The sequence below is a fragment of the Streptomyces sp. NPDC026062 genome, from assembly GCF_055568375.1.
In genome coordinates, this window is sequence record NZ_JBVHOQ010000001.1 from 383,845 (window position 1) to 406,108 (window position 22,264).

Consider the following 22,264-nt stretch of genomic DNA (forward strand, 5'->3'; position numbering starts at 1 on the left):
CCCTCCACCGGGCGCCCTCTCCTCCCCCGGCGTACGCTCGAACGATCGGGCCGCAGACCCGGACAGTCCCGCCACGACCCTTCGAGGAGGCGACGTGACCGGTCCACACCTCGGCACACGCCCGGCCGCATGGACTGCGGCGCTTGTACTCTCCGTCACCGGCAGCGGCCTCATCGGCAGCGGCGTGGCACATGCGGAGGACATCGACCATCTCACCGCCCAGCAGATCGCCGACCGCTCCCGCGACGCGTTGCTCGGCGCGGAGTCCCTGCACCTGAGCACCAGAGGGGACCTCGGCAGGGGCAGTACCCCCATGTCCCTGGAACTCACCCTGGACCGGGCAGGCAACTGCAACGGCTCGGTGGACCTCGGCAACAGCCAGGGCTCGGCGCTGATCGTGAAGCGGGGCGACGACATCTGGATCAAGCCGGACGCGGACTTCTGGAAGAACCAGGTCCCCAACGGCGGCTCCACCTTCGCCGCGATCCTGGGTGACCGCTACATGAAGGGGTCGGCCGACGACCCCCGGCTGAGCACCCTGACCAGGACCTGCGACCTCAACACCTTCCAGAAGCTGGTCAGCGACAACGCGAACGACAACACCGGCACCCTCAACAAGGGTGCGAAGACCACACTCGGCAAGGCCTCCGTCGTACCGCTGACCAGGATGCGGGACGGCACCACACTGACGCTCGATGTGGCGGCCACCGGCAAGCCGTATCCGCTGCGGCTCACCATCAAGGGCAACGGTGCGAACGCGGTCGTGGGCTTCTCGGCCTTCGACGAGCCGGTGCCCAGGACCACGCCGCCGCCGGACGAGACATTCGATGTCAGCGCGCTGCTGGGCCGTTCGACGAGCCCGGTGTGACGCTCCCCCGTCCGGTGAGTACCACGTAGAGCAGCAGCGAGGATGCCAGGCCGACCGCCCAGCCGTAGTCGGCGAGGGGTTTCAGGAACGGCACCAGACCGTCCGCCGGGAACGGCCCCTTGCCCGGCTCCGAGTGCGAGCCACCGATCGCCAGGACACCGCCGACGGCGAAGGCGGCGACGGCCCGCCAGTTCCAGCCGTTGGTGTACCAGTAGCGGCCGCCGGGCCGGTACAGGGCGGCGAGGTCGAGCACGGTGCGCCGGACGATCCAGTAGTCGGCGATGAGGATGCCCGCCACCGTACCGAGCAGCCCGCCGACGAGTCCGAGCCAGGTGAAGATGTAGAGCTCGGGGGTCTCGGTGAGCTTCCACGGCATGATCACGACGCCGACGACGCCCGTGATCAGCGCGCCCGTACGGAAGTTGATCAGCTTGGGCGCGAGGTTCGCCAGGTCGTAGGCGGGTGAGACCACGTTCGCCGCGATGTTCACGGAGACCGTCGCCACCAGCACCGTCACCAGGGCGTAGAGGAGCCCGAAGACATGGTCCGTGCGGGCGACGAGCAGCACCGGGTCCCAGATCGCCTCGCCGTACACGGCCTGCGAGCCGGAGGTCACCAGGACGGAGAGCAGCGCGAAGAGCGTCATCGTGGTGGGCAGACCGAGCGACTGGCCCCGGATCTGGGCGCGTTGACCGGCGCCGAAGCGGGTGAAGTCGGGGATGTTCAGGGAGAGCGTGGCCCAGAAGGCGATCATGCCCATCAGGGAGGGGAAGAAGACCGGCCAGAACTCCTTGCCCCAGCCGAGCTTCGAGGGCTGGTCCAGCAACGGCCCGAAACCGCCGGCCTTGACGGCGACCCAGACCAGCAGCACCAGCGCGCCGACGATGACGAAGGGAGCGGCCCAGTTCTCGAACCGGCGCAGGGTGTCCATGCCTCTGTAGATGATGGCGAGTTCGAGGGCCCAGAACAGGATGAAGCAGAGCCACAGCGTCCACGGCTGCCCGCCGATCTCGCCGGCGTCCGCCCAGCCGCCGAAGATCTTCCCGAGCAGGGTGAAGATGCCGACGCCACCGATCCAGGTCTGGATGCCGAACCAGGCACACGCCACCGCGGCGCGGATCAGAGCGGGCAGATTGGCGCCGCGCAGCCCGAAGGAGGCGCGGGCCAGTACCGGAAAGGGGATGCCGTACTTGGGCCCGGCATGACCGGTGAGCAGCATCGGCCCGAGCACGATCAGGTTGGCGAGCGCGATGGTGAAGACCGCCTGTTTCCAGTCCATGCCGAGGGCGACGAGGCCGGACGCGAGGAGCCAGGACGGGATGTTGTGGGCCATGCCGACCCAGAGGGCGGCGAAGTTGTACGTGGTCCAGTTGCGCCGCTCCAGGGGTACTGGCAGCAGGTCCTCGTTGACGAACCGGCTGTCGTCGGGAGCGGTACCGGCGGGGAGTTCGACACGGTCCGGGGGCTCGGGTATCCGGTTGCTCGATGGTGGTGGCGGTGCGGTCGATGTCATGGCGGCTGGACCCTTCGCTCGGGGGCGGTGCCGTGCGGGGCGGGGCGCGGGGGGGTGCGTACGGTCTGAGGCGGCGGCGTCAGTCGGACAGGGCGGGGATGATCTCGGATCCGTAGGCGTCGATGGTCGCCTCGCGGGCGTCGTGCATGTTGTACACGGCGAACTGGTCGACACCGAGATCGCGCAGGGCCCGCAGTTTCTCGATGTGCGCCTCGGGCGGGCCCAGCAGGCAGAAGCGGTCGACGATCTCGTCGGGGACGAAGGTGGTGTCGGGATTCCCGGCGCGCCCGTGGTGGCTGTAGTCGTATCCCGAGCGCCCTGCGATGTACGCGGTCAGGGCCTCGGGGACGAGCCCGGAGTGTTCGCCGTAGCGGGCGACCAGGTCGGCGACGTGGTTGCCGACCATACCGCCGAACCAGCGGCACTGCTCGCGGGCGTGGTCGAGGTCGTCGCCCACGTAGGCGGGCGCGGCGACACAGATGGTGACCGAGTCCGGGTCGCGTCCGGCCTCGGCCGCCGCATCCCGTACGGCCTTGATCATCCACTCGGTGAGGAAGGGGTCGGCGAGCTGGAGGATGAAGCCGTCGGCCTTCTGCCCGGCGAGTGCGAGTGCCTTCGGTCCGTACGCTCCCATCCAGACGGGCAGTTGGCCGTCCTTGACCCAGGGGATCTGGACCGGCTGACCGTCGACGACCGCCTCGCGCCCCTCCGCGAGGTCACGGATGACGTCGATGGCCTCGCCGAGCCGGGCCAGGGTGTTGGGGCTGCGCCCGGCGACGCGCATCGCGGAGTCGCCGCGGCCGATGCCACAGACCGTGCGGTTGCCGTACATGTCGTTGAGCGTGGCGAAGGTGGAGGCGGTCACCTCCCAGGTGCGGGTGCCCGGGTTGGTCACCATGGGGCCGACCACGAGGTGTTCGGTGTGTTCGAGGATGCTGCTGTAGATGACGAAGGGCTCCTGCCAGAGCACCGCCGAGTCGAAGGTCCATCCATAGCGGAAGCCGTTGCGTTCGGCGCGCCGCATCAGGCCGACGACGGCCGAGGCGGGCGGGTCCGTCTGCAGGACGAGTCCGAAGTCCATGCCAGGTGCTCCTAGGGGGTGTCTCGTCGGCCGGGGCCGGACAGGCCTCGGCATCCGGGTGCGGTGAGCTGCCGGGGCGCCGGAGCGCCTTGGCAGCGGGGCCGTCAGGGAGATCCGGTGACACGGTCAGGTGCCGCGCCCGGTGTCCCGGACCGGGTCATGACCGGTGCGACGCACCCTGCTCCAGGTACTGGCAGGTGGCGCGCGGGGTGTACATGCCGTGCCCGGCACGGCCGGTGAACGTACGCCGGTCGATGACGACCTCACCGCGCGAGAGCACGGTCTCCACCTGCCCGGTGAGCCGCTTGCCCTCGTACGCCGAGTAGTCGACGTTCATGTGGTGGGTCTCGGCGGAGATGATCTGTTCGGCCGCCGGGTCGTAGATGACGATGTCGGCGTCGGCCCCGGGCGCGATGGTGCCCTTCTTCGGATAGAGGCCGAACATCCGGGCCGGTGAGGCGCACGCGATCTCGATCCAGCGGCGGCGCGAGATGTGGCCGTCGATGACCGCCTGGTGCAGAAGGTCCATCCGGTTCTCGACGCCCGGCATCCCGTTGGGGATCTTGGAGAAGTCTCCGCGGCCCATCTCCTTCTGGCCGGAGAAGCAGAAGGGGCAGTGGTCGGTGGAGACGACCTGGAGTTCGTTGTTGCGCAGGCCCCGCCAGAGCGCTTCCTGGTGTTCCTCGGGGCGCAGCGGTGTGGAGCAGACGTACTTGGCGCCCTCGAAGTCCGGCTCGGCGAGGTTGTCCGTGGAGAGGAAGAGGTACTGCGGACATGTCTCGCCGAAGACGGGCAGGCCCTTGTGCCGGGCGGCGGCGATCTCGGCGACGGCCTCGTCGGCGGAGACGTGCACGACGTACAGCGGGGAACCGGCGACACGGGCGAGCTGGATGGCGCGGTGCGTGGCCTCCGCCTCCAGCGCCACCTTCCGTACGTCTCCGTGGTAGCGGGGATCGGTACGGCCGGCGGCAAGGGCCTGCTCGACGAGGACGTCGATGGCGATGCCGTTCTCCGCGTGCATCATCATCAGGCCGCCGTTGGACTCGGCCCGCTGCATGGCGCGCAGGATCTGTCCGTCGTCGCTGTAGAAGACGCCGGGGTAGGCCATGAACAGCTTGAAGGAGGTGATGCCTTCGGCCACCAGGAGATCCATCTCCTTGAGCGACGACTCGTTCACATCGGCGAGGATCATGTGGAACGCGTAGTCGATGGCGCAGTTGCCGTCCGCCTTCGCGTACCAGGCGTCGAGCCCCTCGCGCAGGGAACGCCCCACGGACTGGATGGCGAAGTCCACGATCGTGGTGGTTCCGCCCCAGGCCGCGGCACGGGTGCCGGTCTCGAAGGTGTCCGCGGCGTAGGTGCCGCCGAACGGCATCTCCATGTGGGTGTGTGCGTCGACACCGCCCGGGATGACGTACTTCCCGGTGGCGTCGATGGTCCGGTCGGCGGTCCAGCCCGCTGCGGCCTCGGTGCCGTGCGCGGCGAGCGCCGCGACGCGGCCGCCTTCGACGAGTACGTCGGCGTGGATCTCGTCGGACGCGGTGACGACGAGGCCGCCATGGATGACGGTGCGGCTCATGTCCCCCTCCTCAACTCTGGCGGAATGGGTCTACGCACGTAGACAAGGTGCGTGATGAAGAACGTAGAAGTGGGTTACCCACTGTGGCAATACCGCTGCGGCTAACCGCTGAAGACGTTTCTGTTTCCCCCGTCCGGCACTCAACCGGCCCAGCGCGCGGCGCGGTTCCGCCGGCCGGGCCGTACTGTCCGCGTTCCGTATACGCGCCGTACCCGAGGGGCGGAGGGCTCGGTTGCCCCGGAGGACGCACCGGCCGGCGAACCGGCCTGCTCCGGACGGGCGAGTCACGCGGCCCTTGCGGAGGGAATCTGTCCGGCAGACAGGCAGCGGCAGTTCATCGCGGACCGGGGCACCGGCCCAAGGGCCGTCCCGCAATTCCCCGCGGGCGCACGGCGACAGCCACGGCGCCGCTCGCCGCGTTGTCGAACATCCCGCACACCTCCCGGATGCGGGCGTCTCTCCGCCCGGCGATGCGCCGCATCCGACGCCGCGCGCTGATCCACCGGAAAGCGCTGGACAGCCCTTAGCTTCATTCCATGATCAGAAACGGAATCATCGTCTCGGCCGCCCTCTGCGCCTCCCTCGCCGCCACGGCCATGAGCGCCGCGGCCGCCCCCGACGGCTGGCAGCGGGTCGGCTCCGGGATCCGGGGCGGCGTGAGCGGCATGGCCCTCGTCGAGGGTGCCCCCGCGGGCCGGGGGCTGGCCGACGCCGTCGTCGTACGGGACAACAAGGGCGACGGCGAGAGCAGGCTGGCGACGGTGGGCCTGCGGCCTGGCCACGCGCCCGTCGTCGAGGAGCTCCCGTGGACCGGGATCCTGCCCGCCGACCTGGAGGCCCTCGACGCGGTGCCGGGCCGCCCCGGCCACTACGTCGCCGTGGCAAGCCGCGGCGAGGCCTACCACGTCGTCGTCGCGGACGGCAGGGCTACGGCCGAGCACGAACCGACCGCCCTGCCGAGCCGACGCGACGGCGACAACTACGAGAGCTTCGCGCTGCACCGGGACGGGTCGGGGAGGACCTACGCCGTATGGGCGACGCGTGGCAGCGGCGACGAGAAGGCCGTCGTGCGCGCCGCCTCGGTGCGCATCGGCGCGGACGGCCTGGAGTTCGGCGTGGTCTCGGCTCGGCAGGAGTTCGCCGTTCCGTTCCCGGACGAGGACGAGGTGCGCCACATCAGTGACCTGAAGGTGCTCGACGACGGCACCGTACTGGTGTCGGCGGCCTCGGACCCCAACGTGGACGACGGTCCGTTCGCCTCCGCCGTCTACGACGCGGGCCGGCTCACCGTGAACCAGGCCCATGACGCGGTACTGCGCCTGAAGCCCGCGCGGGCGCTCGTTCCGCTGAGCCGCTTCACCAAGCAGGACAACCGGAAGATCGAGGCCATCGCCGTCGTGCCCGGGGGGCTGGGCCTCTGGGGCACCGACGACGAGAACTTCGGCGGTTCGGTGACGTTCGAGCCCGTCGGGGGCCAGGGCGTCACGGGCGGTTCACGGCCGGCCCGACGCATGGGTGGGGTGCGGTGAACGGCCGGCCGGGCGCGGGGGTGCGCTGACCGGCCGGCCGGGTGCGGGGGCGCGGTGAACGGACGGCCACCGCACCCCCTTTCTCACCCCACCGAACGCAGCGCCTCGGCCAGGATCGACGCACCCTCCTCCGCCTCCGGAATGGACAGCGAGAGGGGCGGAGCGATACGCAGCACGCTGGTGTCGTGGCCACCGCCCTTGCCGAGGAGCAGCCCACCCTCCCGGGCCGCTTCGAGCACGGCCGCGGCCGCTTCGGGGTTCGCCTCGTCCGTACCCGGCTTGACCAGCTCGATGCCGATCATCAGGCCGCGCCCGCGCACCTCCCGTACGCACTCCGAGGCGGCGCCGATCGCACGCAGCCGCTCGATGAGCAGACCGCCGACGCGACGGGCATTGCCCTGGAGGTCGTGTTCGAGGAGGTACGAGAGGTTGGCGAGTCCGGCGGCCATCGTGACCGGGGAGCCGCCGAACGTCGAAATGGAGTTGGCGTCCAGGCAGTTCATGACCTCCGCACGGGCGATCACACCGCCGATCGACATACCGTTGCCGATGCCCTTGGCGAAGGTGACGATGTCCGGCGGGCCGTTCTGTCCGTGCGCCTGCCAGCCCCAGAAGTGCTCGCCCGAACGCCCCCAGCCGGTCTGCACCTCGTCGGAGATCCACAGGATGCCGTGCCGGTCGAGGACTTCGCGGAATGCCGCGTAGAGGCCGTCGGGCGGTGCGGTGAACCCGCCCACGCCCTGGATGGGTTCGGCGATCAGCGCGGCGGGGGCCCGGGTGTGCCCGAGCAGGTCCTCCAGGTCCGCGACACAGGCGGCGATGAACTCCCCGTCGCCCAGGTGCGCGTAGGGTCCTCGGCCGCGGACGCCCCCGTGCACGTACAGCGTCTGGAGCGGGGACAGACTGGTGGGTGACCAGGCGTTGTTGCCGGTGATGGAGACGGCGGAGAAGGACCTGCCGTGGTAGCTGTTGCGCATCGCGAGGATCTGGTTCGACCTGCGGTACGTGGTGGCCAGCAGCAGCGCCGTGTCGTTGGCCTCGGTGCCGGAGGTCGTGAAGAAGACCCGGGCGTCCGGGATGCCGGAGAGCGTGGCGACACGCTCGGCCAGTTCGACCATCGGCCGGTTCAGATAGAGCGTGGAGGAATGGATGATCCTCCCGGCCTGCTCACTGACCGCCTTGGTGACTTCGGGCAGTGCGTGGGCGGTCATCGTGGTGAGGATGCCGCCGAAGAAGTCGAGGTAGCGTCTGCCGTCCGCGTCCCAGACATGGCGGCCCTCGCCATGGGTGATCTCCAGCGGATGCCGGTAGTAGAGCGCCAGCCATTCGGGACTGACGGCGAGATGACGGTGGTGCAGGCTGCTCACGGCTCCACCAGTCCCTCGTACGCGTCGGGGCGGCGGTCCCGGTAGAAGGCCCACTGCTGACGGACCTCCTCGATGAGTCCGAAGTCCAGGTCACGGACGAGGAGTTCCTCGGCCTTGTCGCTGGCGACCTCACCGACGAACTGACCGCGCGGGTCGACGAAGTAGCTGGTTCCGTAGAAGTCGTTGTCGCCGTACTCCTCCTGGCCGACGCGGTTGATCGCGGCGACGAAGTACTCGTTGGCGACAGCGGACGCGGGCTGCTCCAGCTGCCAGAGGTAGCTGGAGAGGCCGCGCGACGTGGCGGACGGGTTGTACACCAACTGGGCTCCATTGAGTCCGAGTTGGCGCCACCCCTCGGGGAAGTGCCGGTCGTAGCAGATATAGACGCCGACCTTGCCGACGGCTGTGTCGAAGACCGGCCAGCCGACGTTGCCGGGCTTGAAGTAGTACTTCTCCCAGAATCCCTTGACCTGCGGGATGTGGTGCTTGCGGTACTTGCCGAGATACGAGCCGTCGGCGTCGATGACCGCGGCGGTGTTGTAGTAGAAGCCGGACTGCTCGACCTCGAAGACCGGGACGACGATCACCATGCCGGTCTCACGGGCCAGCTCCCGCATCCGCTGCACGGTCGGTCCGTCGGGAACGGCCTCCGCCCAGCGGTAGTGCTCGGGCTCCTGCACCTGGCAGAAGTAGGGGGCGTTGAACACCTCCTGGAAGCCGATGATCTGCGCCCCCTGCCGGGCGGCCTCGCGAGCGTGTTCCTCGTGTTTGGCGATCATGGATTCGGTGTCGCCGGTCCAGGTCGCCTGGACGAGTGCGGCGCGTACGACGTGGGACATGACTGCTCCTTCGACGCGGCGTCAGAGAGCCTCTTCGCGTTTCTACGCCCGTAGACACGGGCGTAGAGGAGAACGTAAGCCCCGGCACACAGCGGGACAAGACCATCGCAGTGAACCGGCGGAGTCGATCATGTTTCACACCCGTGCGGTCCATTGCCCCGGGCACGGCCGGATGGCCCAGCTCAGCCGAGGCCCGCGACCCGCAGCGCGTGCTCGACATCGCGCTCCCGCGCCTCGGACACCGTCCGGGCCGCCGCGAGCAGCCGCGGTACGAGGTGACGCGGGTCGCTCTCCGCGATCCTGGCCGCGTCCTGCGGTGTCCGCAGCCGGACGAAGGCGCCGAGCAACGTCTGCGCCTGGTCGCCCCGGCCTGCCCGGTCCAGGGCCACCACCGCATCGGCGATCTCGGCGGCCGGACGGGCCACCCCCTGGCGCAGCAACTGCACGCAGTCCTGCGGGCGACCCGCCGCCGCCAGCGCGTCGGCCGCGGCCACGAGCTGGTCCGGGGACAGCGAGGACACCTCCCACAGCAGGGTCGACCAGTCCGCGCCGAGTCCCGCCCGGTGGAGTTCGACGGCGAGGACCGGCAGCAGCCCGGCCGGGCGGCCCGCGACCTCGCAGAGCACGCCGTGCGCCTCACCACTGCGCCCCTCCGCCCGGAGCCGCGTCAGCGTGGCGACGACGGTCCGCGCGAAGCGGAGCGCGGCCGGGTCCGGAGCCGCCCCGGCATGCTCGGACGGGTCGCCGCCGGTGCCTGAGGCGCTGTCGGAGCCCGGGGGGCCGTCCGAACCCGCACCACCGCCGAAGCGGGCTCCTCGGGGCTGGGCGGCCGCCATGGGCAGGACGGGCGCGGTGGCCACGGAAGGCTCGTCCTCGGCCTCCAACCCGGCAAAACGCGCACCACGCGGCTTCCTGCGGGCCGGTTTGCGTGCGCGGGGCGGCGACGGCTCGGCGGGCCGGTCCGCCGCCGGTACGGGTCCGGCGGACTCGTACGCCATCGGTACCGGTCCGGCCGACTCGTACGCCATCGGTACCGGTCCGGCCGATTCGTACGCCATCGGTACCGGTCCGGCCGACTGGTGCGGGACCGTGGGCCCCGGCGCGGGGACCCCGGGCGGCGTGACCCCGGACTCCGGTGCCCGCCCGGGCGGGAGTTCGTCCTCCGTACGGAACCAGCCCGTCGGTGCCGACACCGCGGCCAGTCTCCCGCGCAGCTCGGCGCAGCGGGCCGACGCCCTGGCGTGGTCGTCGCGCGCCCAGGCGTCCGCCTCCGCATCCCCCGCGCCCGCGTCGCCACCCCTTCGCACAACACTCAGCCGCCTGGCCGCGTCCGCCTGCTCCCGCAACATCATTTCCAGCCGGTCCAGCAACTGCTGCCGCCCGCCGGGGCGTCGGTCGTGAGCGACGGCGGAGGCCGCGTACAGCTCCGCCGCACGCACCGACTCGCGCTCCGCGAAGGCGTCGCCCCGCATCGACGCAAGGTCCGTGAAAAGCGACTCCATGACGTCCCAGGGCGGTATCTCGGCACCCGTCAGACAGGCCCGCATTCCGTCGGGGTCACGTCGGCAGAAGACGCCGTACCACCCCCGCCCGGGATCGAGCAGCGCCGTCAGCTCTCGTAGATAGCGCGCGAACTCCCCTATGGACACCGCCTGCTGATGCACCGTCATCGTCGCCCTCGGCCGCCGTGGTCTGGAGCCTTCCAGTCCGCAGGCATTCGACCGCAGCCGTGTTACAGAACGGCTACGCGCACTTTTCGGCCTTGGTGCGAGCGGTGCACGACCAGGGCGCGAGCGCCCCCGCAGCGTGCGGCCCGGCACTCAGAAGGTGATGGCGATTCCGGTGTGCGGCCGCTTGCCGAGCCGGACGATCATCGCCGGGTAGTCGAGGAGCCAGTACTTCCAGGTGTACTTGCGGGCGATCACCCGGCGCACACCGGCAGTGCCCTGCTCGTCGAGCAGCCTGCCGGTCCCCTCGGCGCTCGGGGCACCATCGGCGATCCGCCCGCGCACATCACAGACGGTGACACGGACGCGGCTGTCGTTGCGCAGGCGCTTGACCTTCCACGCGTCACTCCTGGTCCAGACGTACAGCTCGTTCCCGTCGGCCGCGGCCCACACCGGCGTGGCGACGGGCGTGCCGTCCTTCCGGTACGTGGTGAGGCTGACGTACTCGCTGCGGGCGAAGTCCTGGAGGCTCATGGCCCCACCCTACGCAGGCCACCGCTCCCCGCTCCGCTCCCGGGCGGGCCCTCCGCTACCCGGCGAGCGGGACGGTGTCCGGCTCCGCGGCGCACCGGGGAAGCAGCTCGTCCATGGAAAGGCCGAGCGCCCCCGCGAGTGCCGCGACGGTGAAGAAGGCGGGGGTCGGCGCACGGCCGGTCTCGATCTTGCGCAGCGTCTCGGCCGAGATTCCGGCGCATCCCGCGATGTCGGCCATGCTGCGGCGGCCGCGCGCCTCGCGCAGCAGCCGGCCGAGCCGTTCGCCGCGCAGACGCTCTTCAGGGGTGAGGGGAGTACGAACCATGCCGTCATTCTAATACCGCTCGGACCGGTATAGTAATTGGCATGGTGCAACTCAAGACAGACCCGTCCATCGAAGCCATGCGCGCGGCCGGCCGGGTCGTGGCGCAAGTACTGACCGCCGCGCGCGAGGCAGCGGCCGTCGGCGTCTCGCTCCGCGACCTCGACGAAGTGGCCCGAGGGGTCCTGCGGGAGGCCGGCGCGGGATCGCCGTTCCTGAACTACCGTCCGCACTTCGCGCCGACCCCCTTCCCCGGCGTGATCTGCGCCTCCGTGAACGACGCGATCGTGCACGGCATTCCGAACGATCTGCGACTGCGTGACGGCGATCTGGTGAGCATCGACGCGGGCGCGACGCTCGACGGCTGGTGCGGCGACTCGGCGATCAGCTTCATCGTCGGCCGCCCCCGGCCGGCGGACACCCGCCTCGTCGAAACGGCCTTCCAGGCGCTGGACGCCGGCATCGCGGCGGCCGTCGTCGGCAACCGGATCGGCGACATCGCGCACGCGATCGGCACGGTCTGCCGTACGGCCGGCTACGGCATCCCGGACGGATTCGGCGGCCACGGCATCGGCCGCGCCATGCACGAGGACCCGGGCGTCCCCAATGAGGGACGGCCCGGCCGGGGAATGCCCCTGCGGCACGGCATGGTGCTGGCCATCGAGCCGATGCTGATCGGCGGCGGCCGGGACGAGTTCCATCCGGACCGGGACGGCTGGACCCTGCGTACGAACGACGGCAGCCGGGCAGCGCACGCCGAGCACACGGTGGCCATCACGGACGACGGCCCGCGTGTCCTGACCGCCCTCTGACGACCGCCTGCCGGGAGGCCGAAGCGCCCCGCCCCTTGCCCCGCCGAGGCTGCGGGGGCCGGGCCTGCCGAAGCCGTGGGGCCGGCTCCGCACGGATCTCACCGCGAGCGAACCGGCCCCGCCCGTAGCGCTGGTGACGCCCCATCAACTCACGCGGCCGGCCTCACCACCATGGCCGAACCGCCGCCCCGCCGCTCCGGCTCGGCGGCTGCGAGCCACCGCCCGTCCGGCAGGCGCTGCACACCCGTCGCCGCCCCGATCTCCGGGTTCGCCTTGAAGACGTGCCCCAGAGCCTCCAGTCGCGCGCGAACCGGGCTGTTCCAGAGGCCCGGTTCGAGCTCCGTCGCCGCCGCGTTGCGCTGGCTGGCACGGGGCGCCGCGATGGCGTCCACCAGCGGCAGGCCCCGGTCGACCACTCCGACCAGCGACTGGAGCACGGTCGTGATGATCGTGGCGCCGCCGGGCGACCCCAGGGCCAGTACCGGCTTCCCGTGCTTCAGCACGATGGTCGGGGAGATCGACGACCGGGGCCGCTTCCCCGGTCCCGGAAGATTCGGGTCGTGGACGGCCGGGTCGGCCGGAGCGAACGAGAAGTCCGTCAGCTCGTTGTTGAGCAGGAAGCCGCGTCCCGGCACCGTGATGCCGCTGCCACCGGTCTGCTCGATCGTCAGGGTGTAGGCAACGACATTGCCCCACTTGTCGGCGGTGGTGAGGTGCGTGGTGTTCTCGCCCTCGTACGTCGTCGGAGCGGCCGTCCCCCCGGCGGCGCAGTCACCGGGGTGGCGCGGGTCCCCCGGGGCCAGCGGGCTGGTGAGCACCGCGCCGTCCTTGATCAGGCACTCCCGCGAGTCGGCGAACCGCTGACTGAGCAGTTCCCTCGTCGGCACGTCCTCGAACGCGGGGTCGCCGACCCAGCGCCCCCGGTCCGCGAAGGCGATCCGGCTCGCCTCGATGTACCGGTGCAGGTACTGCGCCTGGCTCGCCTTCGAAAGGTCGGTGGACTCAAGGATGTTGAGGGCCTCGCCCACCGACGTACCACCCGACGAGGACGGCGCCATGCCGTAGACGTCGAGCCCTCGGTATCCGGTTTTCGTAGGGGTCCGCCGCAGCACCCGGTAGGACCGCAGGTCCTTCGTGGTGAGATCGCCGGGACGCACGACCCGGTCCGACGCGGGATCCACGGGGGGGTTGCGTACGGTCCGCACGATGTCCTCGGCCAGCTTGCCCCGGTAGAGCGTGTCGACCCCCTTGCTGCCGACCTCCTCGTACGTACGCGCCAGGTCCGGGTTCTTGAAGACCGAGCCGACCACCGGGAGCGCGCCGCCGGGCAGGAAGAGCTTCCGGGTGGCGGGGAGGTCGGCGAACCTGGCCTGGTTGCCCTCCGTCTGCGAGCGGAACGTGCCGTCGACGACGAAGCCTTCGCGGGCCAGGCGCTCGGCCGGTTTCAGGACCTGCCGCAGCGACTTGCTGCCCCAGGCGTCCAGCGCCGCGTCCCAGGTGGCAGGGGTGCCCGGCGTGCCGACGGCCAGGCCGCTGGTGCCGGCGGACTCGAACGTGAGGGGCTTCCCGTTCTCCAGGAAGAGCGAGGAGTCCGCACTGCGCGGCGCGGTCTCGCGGCCGTCGATCGTCTCCACCGTACGGGTGCGGGCGTCGTAGTGCACGAAGTAGCCACCACCGCCCAGCCCTGCCGAGTACGGTTCGGTGACCCCGAGGGCCGCCGCTGTCGCGACCGCCGCGTCGACCGCGTTGCCGCCCTTGCGGAGCACCTCGATACCGGCGGCCGTCGCATCGGCGTCGACACTGGAGACCGCTCCCCCGTATCCCACCGCGACAGGGGTTTTGGGCGGTGGCGACACCGGCGGGGACGAGGGCGGGGCGGCTGCCCCGACCGACACCACTGCGGCGAGAACACCTAACAACGACACATTCCGCGCGACGGAACGCCTCATGCGCACCTCCAGTGAAGGATCGTCCGCGCAGGGTAACGCCGCCCCGGCCACGCCGTCAGGACCGCCTCGGACTTGACGCCGAATGCCCGCCGGCATTCCCCGCCGCCGGCTGATACGTACGCGGCATCGCGCTGGGCGTGACAGCCGCCGGCATCTGCGGATTTCGTCCGACGCACCACCGTGGCCCGCTGGTTGACGGGAGCTGTCCCGGAGACCTCGCGCGCATCCGGAAGGGCGCGGAGGCCGGCGTGGTCGCGCGCGCCGACGCCGACGGAGCGGCGGGTTTCGTCCGCGTCTCCACCGTGATCGAACACTCGGGGCAGGGCTCGCCTTCAGGCACCCCCGTACCTCTTCATGAGCATGGCGATCGCCGAAGCCGGGGCCGATCATCAGCGACGATGGTGACCGGATCACCGTCCTGAGCCCGCCATGCATCCTTTGGTGCCGTCGGCAGGGCGGACCGTGGTGACCACGTCACCATGCGGGCCGAGCACGGTGTCGCCACCGCACCTCGCCGCCGGACACGAACGACCCCAAGGCTGAAGTGGTGCTCAAGCACCGCATGTCCCAGGAGGCGTCCTCATGATCAACAGCACAGCCCCTCAAGAAGTACGCCGGCTCACTCCAGGTCGACGCCGCAGCCATTCCGCCCTGTCGGCCCGGCGTATCACCAGCCCCGGCACCGACTGCGTCACCGATCTCTGCACCGCTCTCTTCTCCGAGTTCCGCGGCTACGACCAGCGCGTCCTGGCACGGCAGTACATGGACGGGCTGATCAAGGCCGAGGGCCGCAAGTCGATCGCCAACATCGCGGCCACGGTGGGTGCTCACGGTGACGGCCAACGGCTGCACCACTTCGTCAACAGCGCGCGGTGGTCGGTGGGCCCCGTGCGCAGAGCACTCGCGGCGTTTCTCGACAGACACGCGCCGGCCGGCACCTGGGTGGCGCTGCCGGTATCGATCCCCAAGACCGGCCGCCATACCGTGGGGGTCTCCCAGCACCTTTCGACGGACGGCGACCGATGGGTGACCGGCCAGCGGGCCTACGGCTTGTGGTACGCCTCCACGACATTCGTCGCACCGGTCAGCTGGCGGCTCGCCCTGCCCGGCGACGGCACGGGCCCCGGCCAGGAACCGCCCGCGCAGGACTGTCTCCATGGTCTGCTCCACGAGATCCAGTCGTGGGTGGGCATGCCGCGCCTCAGCGTGTTCGATGCCCGTGGCGACGGCGAGCGAGAAACCGCTGCCAGACTGCTCGGCGGAAACGTACGCCTGGCTGTGCGCGTCAGCGGGCGCACCCTCGTCGGTATGAACCAGGGGCACTCCGGATCTCCTCACTCGCCTCGTCTCGTACCCGCCCGTGAAGCCCTCGGCTCGGCCTTTCGGGTAAGCCATGCGAACTTCCTTCCGCATGACATGCGTGGTGGGCGTCCTCCCGTGACCGCGTTGGCCCCCGTCCGCCTTCCGGGGCTCAACGCGACTGGCGGACTGAGTCTTCTGGGCACATGGAACGGTCCACAGCGCACCCCTGACGAGTTGTGGCTGACCAACGCCGAAAACCCGTCCCAGTCGGCCCTTCTTCGAACGACCCGGCTGGCGCACACGGTGAAAGCCGGCTGGCTGGCGCGGGGGCGGACAGTCGGTCTGCGGGACTACGAAGGGCGTTCACTCGCGGGCTGGCACCGGCACATCACGCTGTCGTCCTGCGCCTACGCGCTGTCCGAATTGAGGTCCGCGAGCGAATCGGCGGGCATCGCATCGGCCGGATGAAGGCTCTGTACGTCGGCGGCGCCCCGCACGTCCCGTGCCCCAGGTGCGCCTCGACCGGACGGGTCCTGCGCCTGTCCTTGTCCCTGCGCCTGTCCCTGCGCCTGCGCCTGCGCCTGTCCCTGTCCCTGTCCCTGTCCCTGCCCCTGCCCCTGCCCCTGCCCCTGCAACACCTTGTGCGTGCGGTGGAGTTTCAGCGCCAGCTGAACCTCCAGGGTGCGTTCCGGCGCGCCCCAGTCGTCGCCGAGCAGTTCGGTGACGCGCTCCAGACGACGCGAGACCGTGTTCGGATGAACGTGCAACGCCTCCGCGGCACGGCGAGGGCTGCAGCCGGCGGCAAAATAGGCGTGGAGAGTCCTGGTGAGTTCGGTCGAGCGCTGGATGTCGTAGTCGAGGACCTCACCGATGGTCGCGTTGATGAAGCTCGCGGCATCCCGGCTGTCGGAGAGGAGCACACCGAGAAACCCTAAGTCCTCCGCGGAGGCGTGAGCTCCCACGCTGTCCAGGGATACCAGTGCGTCAACGCAGCGCAGCGCCTCCTGATGGGCTTGCTGGATCAACGCAGGACTGGACACCGGACCCGCCGCGCCCACTGTCACCGGATAGTCGAGCAGGGGGCCGAGTTCCGCGGAGACAGCGGCGGCGGAGAGGCTGGAGTCCGTGGCAGGCAGCAGCAGGGCGATGCAGCCGTTCTGCATGCTCCTCAGCCCTCCCATCCGGCGTGCGTAGGCTGCGGCCCACCCCGTGGCCCGGCCCTGTGCCCTGCCCTCGATCCGCGCCACGACAACGACGTGCGGACGTTCAAGGTCGATACCCAGCCTCTGCGCTCTCTGGACGAACTGCCGGGCGGAGCGGTGCGGCGACGCCAGCAGATCCTCGAAGAGCTCGTCCCGGAAGGGACTTGCCGCGAGTTCCTCCCCACGGTGTTTCTGGAGCAGTACCGCAACGGACTGCGCCGCCAGGCAGAGCAGGACAGCATCCGGTCCGTCCAGGTCCCCCGTCGGGCGGACGAGCAACACGGCCAGCCGCTCGTCGCCCGCGACCACGGGCACAACCCAGGTATCCGATCGCAGGGCGAACGGCGCAGTCCGCGCGGACACCGCACGGGTCGCCTCGCGCACCTCGGCCTCATCCACCCCGGAGAGAGTGCCGGAGCCCGCCATCAGCCGGTGGGCCATGTCCCACACGTGCACCGGACCGCCGAAGAGCTCGGCCATCTCATCGAGCAGGACACCGAGACCGACTCCGCGGAGGGCTCGGTCCATGAGCGCGACATGTCTCTCCGTGAGCCTTCTCATGTCGTCCAACTGCCCGGAGATGCGTGAGGTGTCGGACCGAAGGTGCAACAGATCCTCATGACGGGTCTCCAGTGTCCGCGTCTTCTCAATGGCCACTGCGGCCATGTCTCCGAGGGAACTCATCAGGGCGACCTCGGAGATGGTGAAGTGCCGCACGTTGCGACTCGCCCCGTACAGCACGCCGAATGTCTCGTCCCCGAAGGTCAGTGACGTAGCGATGATCGCCCTCAGCCCCTCGGCGGCGACCACTTCGTCCAGGACCTCGGTGTGCCGGAGCCGGTCGTCCGCGAGGTAGTCCGCGCTCCACATGGGTACGGAGTGCTGGGTGGCCTCCTCACCCAGTCCGGCGGAACCGGGGATGCGGTACCCCACCGTGAGCGCGGAGGCGTGGCCGTCAGCCGTACGGACGAAACTGTCGCCGGCCTCGGGATCTCGGAAGCTGACATACGACATGTCCAGGTTGAGGAGCGTTCGCGTGCGCTGTGTGATGGTCGACAGCAAGGCGTCCAGGTCGTAGGGCAGGGTGAGATCCCTCGCGGTTGCGACGAGGGCGGAGAGTTCGGCCTCGCGCTGCTGACGGCGGGAGAACAGAGTGTGGACACCGGCCGCCATTCGGCCGGCCCGCTCCAGGTACTCGTCCGCCACCGTTGCGGGCACCGCCTCACGAGCACGGCGCAGCCTCGCTTCGATCTCGGTCAGCGGAGCCTCCGCAGCGAGCAGTTCCAGGACGCCGAGAATCTCGCCTATCGCATGGTGCGCGGACGAATCCATGTGTTAGCTACCCCGTTCGACAGTAGATCCAGACAACAGCCTCGCTTGTCGACCGCCACCAGTGATGTGCTCACACCCGGGCCCAGGGGCAGGTTTCACGCGACGAGTGTCACTCCTGCCCCCGATTGTGTCCATGTCACCACCGGCAGTGCCATCGGTGTGCCTCGATCACCTTACGGGCAGCCCATGAGCCGTAGAAGAGTAAAGGTCTCGGCAAGATTCCTCTGTCTGAAAAGTATGGAGTCTGGATGCCCGACATACAGTGCCACCTCAGGTCTCTGGAGCGCAGCAGGCTGTCCAGATCGAACCCGGAGCGCCCTCGGGTCTTCTCGATGGCGGGTCGCGAATGGGACTTGTTGGACGAGGTTTTCGCACCCGTCCATTCGCCCTCCACAGCCATCGCTCTCGACTTTCTCGGTCTCACCAATCCTGACTGCGATGCCGCACCGTCCACCCTTCTGGAGATCGGCTGCGGATCCGGAGTCATCTCCGTACAGGCGGCTCTGGCCAATTGCGCGACCGTGGCTGCGGACATCAATCCCCATGCCGTCGCGAACACCCGGCTGAACGCCGCACGACATGGAGTGACGGATCGTCTGAGAGTGCTTCACAGCGACCTGTTCGACGCGCTCGACGAAGAGGAGAGGTTCGACCGGATCTTCTGGAGCTCCAACTACGTACTCGCGCCGCGGAATTTCCGCTACGGCACCGTGCACGAGCGCGCCTACATGGACGCGGGATACCTCACCCATCGCAGGTATCTGGATCAGGTGGTGCATCACCTGACCGAGACCGGGTCCGCACTGCTGCACTTCTGCGAGCGAGGCAGTGCCACCGAACTGGCGGGCATCGCGGAAGAGTACGGGCGTGAGCTGCGGATCATACGTCGGCGCACCGTGCTCGAAGGGGATGACCCGATCGAGCACACCCTGCTCGAAGTGCTTCCGGTGGCGAGCCGGCGCACCCGTCTCGCTGAGGACTCCCGCCATCCGGTCCGGGCCTGAATCCGGCCGCTCCGGCGCACTCGTCCCACTCCCGGGAGTCACTGCCATAGGTACGTGCACTCCTCGTCGACAACCATGCTTCTTCACCTACGACCTGTTCGGTCATCCCGCGCACGTGCCCGGTGAGAAACCGGGAGGCCGTTCGCAACGATGAGCCGCGGTGGCGGATGGCGTACCTCCGGGAATTCGACCGCGTGGGCGTCTCACCGGATCATGGAAACGCCGCGGTTCAAGCCGACTTCGTGATCCGACCCGACATCATCCGCGAGACGTCTGTTCCCTTTTTCGGGGTATGTCTCGGGAATCAGGGAATCACGCTCTCCAGCGGTGGTCACATCACGAGGGCTCCCGAACCACGTCACGGAAGACTATCGGCCGTCGCACACGAGGGAAAAGGTTCATTCGCCCGCTTTCCGTCTCCGTTCGACGCCGTCCGCCGCCACTCTTTCGCTGTTTCCCGGCTGCCGGCGGAGATCGAAGCAACCGCATGGTCCAGCGACGGGGTACTCATGGGATTGCAGCACAGGAGCCGACCGCCGCACGGAGTGCAGTTTCATCCCGCGTCGATGGGGACGGAACACTGATTGCAGCTTCTCGGCAACTTCATGGGCCTTGCCCCGGTGTGGAGATCACGTCGACTCAGAGCGTCCACCTCACGACGTTCGGCGCGTTCCGTTCTTCTGCCGGACAAGGCTGTGGAACCCGGACAACAGCCGCAGCCGCAGCACCGGTTGCGGGTACACGTGGGGCGCGTGGAGACGATCGACGGCGAGGTTGCCCTTCAGTACCTGTTCGCGGGGGCCTCCCGGTCATTTCGGCTGGACCGTGCGGCCGCCGCCGGCAATCTCGGCCGAATCTCGTTCATGGGCGACACATCGGGCCCGCACGGTTCACCAGGCCGCCCCAGTCCCCGTTCGTCTCTCCGCCCACCACGGTGCCGGCACACTACAGCTCCTGCCAGCGGCTAACGAGCGCCTCCCTCTCCTCCGCGCGTTCGCGCATCTCGGCAGCGACCAGGTCCACACCGGCCTTCATCACGTCCGGGCCCGTTGCCCATGCGTGCTCCTGACGCTGCTGCTCTCCGGTGGGCCGGAGCGAGAGGGTGTCGCCGTGCGGGCGGCCCTGCAGAACGACTGCGTCCAGGGTGCTTTCGTACATCGCCTGGACGGTGTTCCAGGCCACCAGGTCCTCGGCCAGACGCACCGCGGCTGTGAGGCCGACTTCCGCGGCGTCCGACCAGAGCAATCGCTGCGGCCGGGCTCCGGCGCCGCGGAGCCTGCGCCAGGTGCGGGTGCCGAGGCTCTCCTCGTAGTACAGGTACGCGGCGCGGGCGAGAGCCCGCGCTGTCCGGCCCGGTGGCACGACGGCATCCGGCCCACCGCCGAGGACCGCCGCCATCCGGGCTGCGCCGAAGGAGGCAACCGAACCGCAGTCCACCGAATACCCCGCGCGCAACGCCCGTCCGAGCCCTTCGAAATACGCGTCGACCGCGTCCCTGTAGCGGCTCGGAGCGTAGAGGTGGCTCATGTTCACCCCGATCCCCTCTGCCAGGCAGCCGCTCGCCGCCTCCAGACCCGCGGGAGTGGTGGGCACCGAGACCAGCAGGTTGGGGCGATTCACCGCGTGGGTAAGGGCCCTCGCCTCGGCGAGCATGCCGAGTGCGTCGTCCGCCGGCCCCGGGTCCACTTCCGCACACACCCAGCCTTCCGCGCCCCCGCTCGACACGAAACGCGCCGCCAGCACGTCGCAGGCCCATCGGGTGTCGTGACGGTGCAGCGTCCTCAGAGCCGTCTCGGCGCCGACGCCGCGCGCACGCAGCACCTCGATCTGCGCCTGATAGTCGCTCCCTTCGTGTACCTGCCGCCCCAGGTCCCGCAGGGACAGCACAGCTCCACCCACTGTTCCCCGCGCGACCAGACGGGTCAGAGTGCCGTCCGCGAGCGACCGGCGGGAGAGACCTTGGAGCCACACGGAGACCCCCTCGTGAGCCAGGTTCGACAGCGCCGATTCCTCGTACGCCGCATCAGATGAGTTCACTGCGCGTTCCCCCTGGTCTCCTTCGGTCTGCGTCCCTGGTTCCCCCGGTGCCCGCCGCGTCGGGGGCACGGCCCAGCGGACGGGCCCAGCCCCTGGCTGCTTGCGCGGGCTGCTCCCCGGGCACGGGCCGGTCAGCCCCCCGGGGCAACCGGGTGGCCCTTCCCGGAGGAAGGACCTCGATTGCCCTGCTCACTCCAACCGGCCCAGCAAGCGCGCGGTACACCGGCCGCCGCGGTCGCGGCCGAGAGGCCGCGGAGGCCCTCCCCGCCCGGAATCGGAAAGGCGCTGCCGCGCGGGGAGACGCCCCCGGTCAGCGCGGCGAGGACACCTCGATGCACATCGAACGCCGCGGTGGAACGGTTCAGGGTGATGTAGTGCAGCCCCGGGGCGCCCTCCGCCAGCAAACGGCAGCCCATCTCCGTCGCGTGCCGCACGCCGATCCGGTGCGAAGCTTCGGTGTCGTCCCGGGCCGCCTCCAGACGGCAGGCGAGTGCGTCGGGGACCGTGGCTCCGCTGAGCTGAACGAACCGGGCAATCTGCCGGAAGTCGGTCGCCGGCATGATCTCCGGGATGATCGGAATGTCGCAGCCCGCGGCGGCCACCCGGTCGCGCAGCCTCACATAGTCCTCGACATCGAAGAACATCTGGGTGATGGCGTAGGAGGCACCCGCCCGGCACTTGGCGACGAAGTGCCGGATGTCGCTGTCCCAGTCGGGCGAACGGGGATGGCGTTCAGGGAAGGCAGCCACTCCAACCGTGAAATCGCCCAGCTCTCGCACCAGTTCCACCAACTCACCGGCGTGGCTCACACCCTGTGGGTGCGGCACCCACTCGCCCCTGGGGTCACCCGGCGGGTCCCCCCGCAGGACGAGCACGTCCCGGATTCCGGCGTCCGCGTACTCGCCGACGATCGCCCGCAACTCGGCCACCGAATGCCCGACTGCCGTCAGGTGGGCCACGGGACGCAGCGTCGTCTCCGCGGCGATGCGCCGTGTGACGTCGATCGTCCGGTTGCGTGAGGAGCCTCCCGCTCCGTACGTGACCGACACGAACGCGGGCGCCAGCGCCTCCGCTCTCCGGATCACCTTCCACAGCGACCGATCACCCGCGACTGTCTTCGCCGGAAAGAACTCGAAGGAGAAGGAGTACGGTGCGTCGGGCCGCTGGAGCGGACCTCTGCCCGCCGTCGTCTCCTGCCGGGGACGGGTCACGGCTCACAACCCCGCAGCCGCGCGCAGTGCGTCCACGCGGTCGGTGCGCTCCCATGTGAAGTCGGGGAGCTCACGGCCGAAGTGGCCGTAGGCGGCGGTCTGGGCGTAGATCGGAC

The 22,264-nt window shown here is 69.9% G+C and carries 17 protein-coding genes and 1 pseudogene; 6 read left to right on the forward strand and 12 right to left on the reverse strand.

Annotated features, from left to right (window positions below; all coding sequences use genetic code 11):
- Positions 1–94: 94 nt before the first annotated feature.
- The gene (locus ACZ4LX_RS01605) at positions 95–868 is read left to right on the forward strand and encodes a hypothetical protein (protein ID WP_467636757.1); all 774 of its coding nucleotides are present in this window, start codon (positions 95–97) and stop codon (positions 866–868) included.
- Here the strand turns inward: ACZ4LX_RS01605 and ACZ4LX_RS01610 are convergent.
- The 3 genes from ACZ4LX_RS01610 to hydA all read right to left on the reverse strand — a co-directional run bounded on the left by ACZ4LX_RS01610 (position 831) and on the right by hydA (position 5,041).
- On the reverse strand, positions 831–2,381 hold the full coding sequence (locus ACZ4LX_RS01610) for an NCS1 family nucleobase:cation symporter-1 (RefSeq protein ID WP_467636764.1): 1,551 nt from the start codon (positions 2,379–2,381) through the stop codon (positions 831–833). The genes ACZ4LX_RS01605 and ACZ4LX_RS01610 overlap by 38 nt on opposite strands.
- Before the next feature lie 79 nt (positions 2,382–2,460).
- Positions 2,461–3,462 carry a TIGR03842 family LLM class F420-dependent oxidoreductase gene (locus ACZ4LX_RS01615; protein WP_467636767.1) on the reverse strand — a complete coding sequence of 334 codons (1,002 nt, stop codon included), beginning with the start codon at positions 3,460–3,462 and terminating at the stop codon, positions 2,461–2,463.
- A 157-nt stretch (positions 3,463–3,619) separates the two neighbouring features.
- Positions 3,620–5,041 carry a dihydropyrimidinase gene (hydA, locus tag ACZ4LX_RS01620; protein ID WP_467636770.1) on the reverse strand — a complete coding sequence of 474 codons (1,422 nt, stop codon included), beginning with the start codon at positions 5,039–5,041 and terminating at the stop codon, positions 3,620–3,622.
- 536 nt (positions 5,042–5,577) lie between these two features.
- Between hydA and ACZ4LX_RS01625 the strand changes: the two genes are divergently transcribed.
- Complete coding sequence (locus ACZ4LX_RS01625; RefSeq protein ID WP_467636774.1) at positions 5,578–6,570, forward strand: hypothetical protein; 993 nt, start codon at positions 5,578–5,580, stop codon at positions 6,568–6,570.
- Between the two features lie 83 nt (positions 6,571–6,653).
- On the opposite strand, the gene ACZ4LX_RS01630 is transcribed toward ACZ4LX_RS01625, so the two are convergent.
- The 5 genes from ACZ4LX_RS01630 to ACZ4LX_RS01650 all read right to left on the reverse strand — a co-directional run bounded on the left by ACZ4LX_RS01630 (position 6,654) and on the right by ACZ4LX_RS01650 (position 11,302).
- Positions 6,654–7,937 (reverse strand): aspartate aminotransferase family protein, encoded by a 1,284-nt coding sequence (locus ACZ4LX_RS01630; RefSeq protein WP_467636777.1) that lies wholly within the window; start codon positions 7,935–7,937, stop codon positions 6,654–6,656.
- Positions 7,934–8,776, reverse strand: a complete 843-nt coding sequence (locus ACZ4LX_RS01635) for a nitrilase-related carbon-nitrogen hydrolase (RefSeq protein WP_467636780.1) — start codon at positions 8,774–8,776, stop codon at positions 7,934–7,936. Before ACZ4LX_RS01635 ends, ACZ4LX_RS01630 begins: the two co-directional genes overlap by 4 nt.
- A gap of 182 nt (positions 8,777–8,958) precedes the next feature.
- Positions 8,959–10,446 carry a hypothetical protein gene (locus tag ACZ4LX_RS01640; RefSeq protein WP_467636783.1) on the reverse strand — a complete coding sequence of 496 codons (1,488 nt, stop codon included), beginning with the start codon at positions 10,444–10,446 and terminating at the stop codon, positions 8,959–8,961.
- Between the two features lie 150 nt (positions 10,447–10,596).
- Complete coding sequence (locus tag ACZ4LX_RS01645; RefSeq protein ID WP_467636786.1) at positions 10,597–10,977, reverse strand: PPOX class F420-dependent oxidoreductase; 381 nt, start codon at positions 10,975–10,977, stop codon at positions 10,597–10,599.
- A gap of 55 nt (positions 10,978–11,032) precedes the next feature.
- The gene (locus tag ACZ4LX_RS01650; protein WP_467636789.1) at positions 11,033–11,302 is read right to left on the reverse strand and encodes a helix-turn-helix domain-containing protein; all 270 of its coding nucleotides are present in this window, start codon (positions 11,300–11,302) and stop codon (positions 11,033–11,035) included.
- Positions 11,303–11,343: 41 nt separating this feature from the next.
- Between ACZ4LX_RS01650 and map the strand changes: the two genes are divergently transcribed.
- The gene (gene map, locus ACZ4LX_RS01655; protein ID WP_467636792.1) at positions 11,344–12,111 is read left to right on the forward strand and encodes a type I methionyl aminopeptidase; all 768 of its coding nucleotides are present in this window, start codon (positions 11,344–11,346) and stop codon (positions 12,109–12,111) included.
- Positions 12,112–12,260: 149 nt separating this feature from the next.
- Here map and ggt read toward each other — a convergent pair whose 3' ends face one another.
- Positions 12,261–14,060, reverse strand: coding sequence for a gamma-glutamyltransferase (gene ggt, locus ACZ4LX_RS01660; protein ID WP_467636795.1), 1,800 nt, complete (start codon positions 14,058–14,060; stop codon positions 12,261–12,263).
- Positions 14,061–14,642: 582 nt separating this feature from the next.
- On the opposite strand from ggt, the gene ACZ4LX_RS01665 reads away from it, so the two are divergent.
- Positions 14,643–15,830 carry an IS701 family transposase gene (locus ACZ4LX_RS01665; RefSeq protein WP_467636798.1) on the forward strand — a complete coding sequence of 396 codons (1,188 nt, stop codon included), beginning with the start codon at positions 14,643–14,645 and terminating at the stop codon, positions 15,828–15,830.
- Here ACZ4LX_RS01665 and ACZ4LX_RS01670 read toward each other — a convergent pair.
- The gene (locus ACZ4LX_RS01670) at positions 15,770–17,896 is read right to left on the reverse strand and encodes a helix-turn-helix domain-containing protein (protein WP_467636801.1); all 2,127 of its coding nucleotides are present in this window, start codon (positions 17,894–17,896) and stop codon (positions 15,770–15,772) included. The two genes, ACZ4LX_RS01665 and ACZ4LX_RS01670, sit on opposite strands and share 61 nt — an antisense overlap.
- Positions 17,897–18,144: 248 nt before the next feature.
- Between ACZ4LX_RS01670 and ACZ4LX_RS01675 the strand changes: the two genes are divergently transcribed.
- A complete protein-coding gene (locus ACZ4LX_RS01675) occupies positions 18,145–18,900 on the forward strand; it encodes a methyltransferase domain-containing protein (protein WP_467636804.1) in 756 nt (251 codons plus the stop codon).
- A 122-nt stretch (positions 18,901–19,022) separates the two neighbouring features.
- On the forward strand, positions 19,023–19,484 hold the full coding sequence (locus tag ACZ4LX_RS01680) for a glutamine amidotransferase-related protein (protein ID WP_467636809.1): 462 nt from the start codon (positions 19,023–19,025) through the stop codon (positions 19,482–19,484).
- A gap of 361 nt (positions 19,485–19,845) precedes the next feature.
- On the opposite strand, the gene ACZ4LX_RS01685 is transcribed toward ACZ4LX_RS01680, so the two are convergent.
- Both ACZ4LX_RS01685 and metF read right to left on the reverse strand, forming a co-directional pair.
- Positions 19,846–20,937 carry a transaldolase family protein gene (locus ACZ4LX_RS01685; protein WP_467636814.1) on the reverse strand — a complete coding sequence of 364 codons (1,092 nt, stop codon included), beginning with the start codon at positions 20,935–20,937 and terminating at the stop codon, positions 19,846–19,848.
- A 319-nt stretch (positions 20,938–21,256) separates the two neighbouring features.
- A pseudogene (gene metF / locus ACZ4LX_RS01690) lies at positions 21,257–22,031 on the reverse strand (methylenetetrahydrofolate reductase [NAD(P)H]); the annotation flags it as partial.
- Positions 22,032–22,264: the final 233 nt, after the last annotated feature.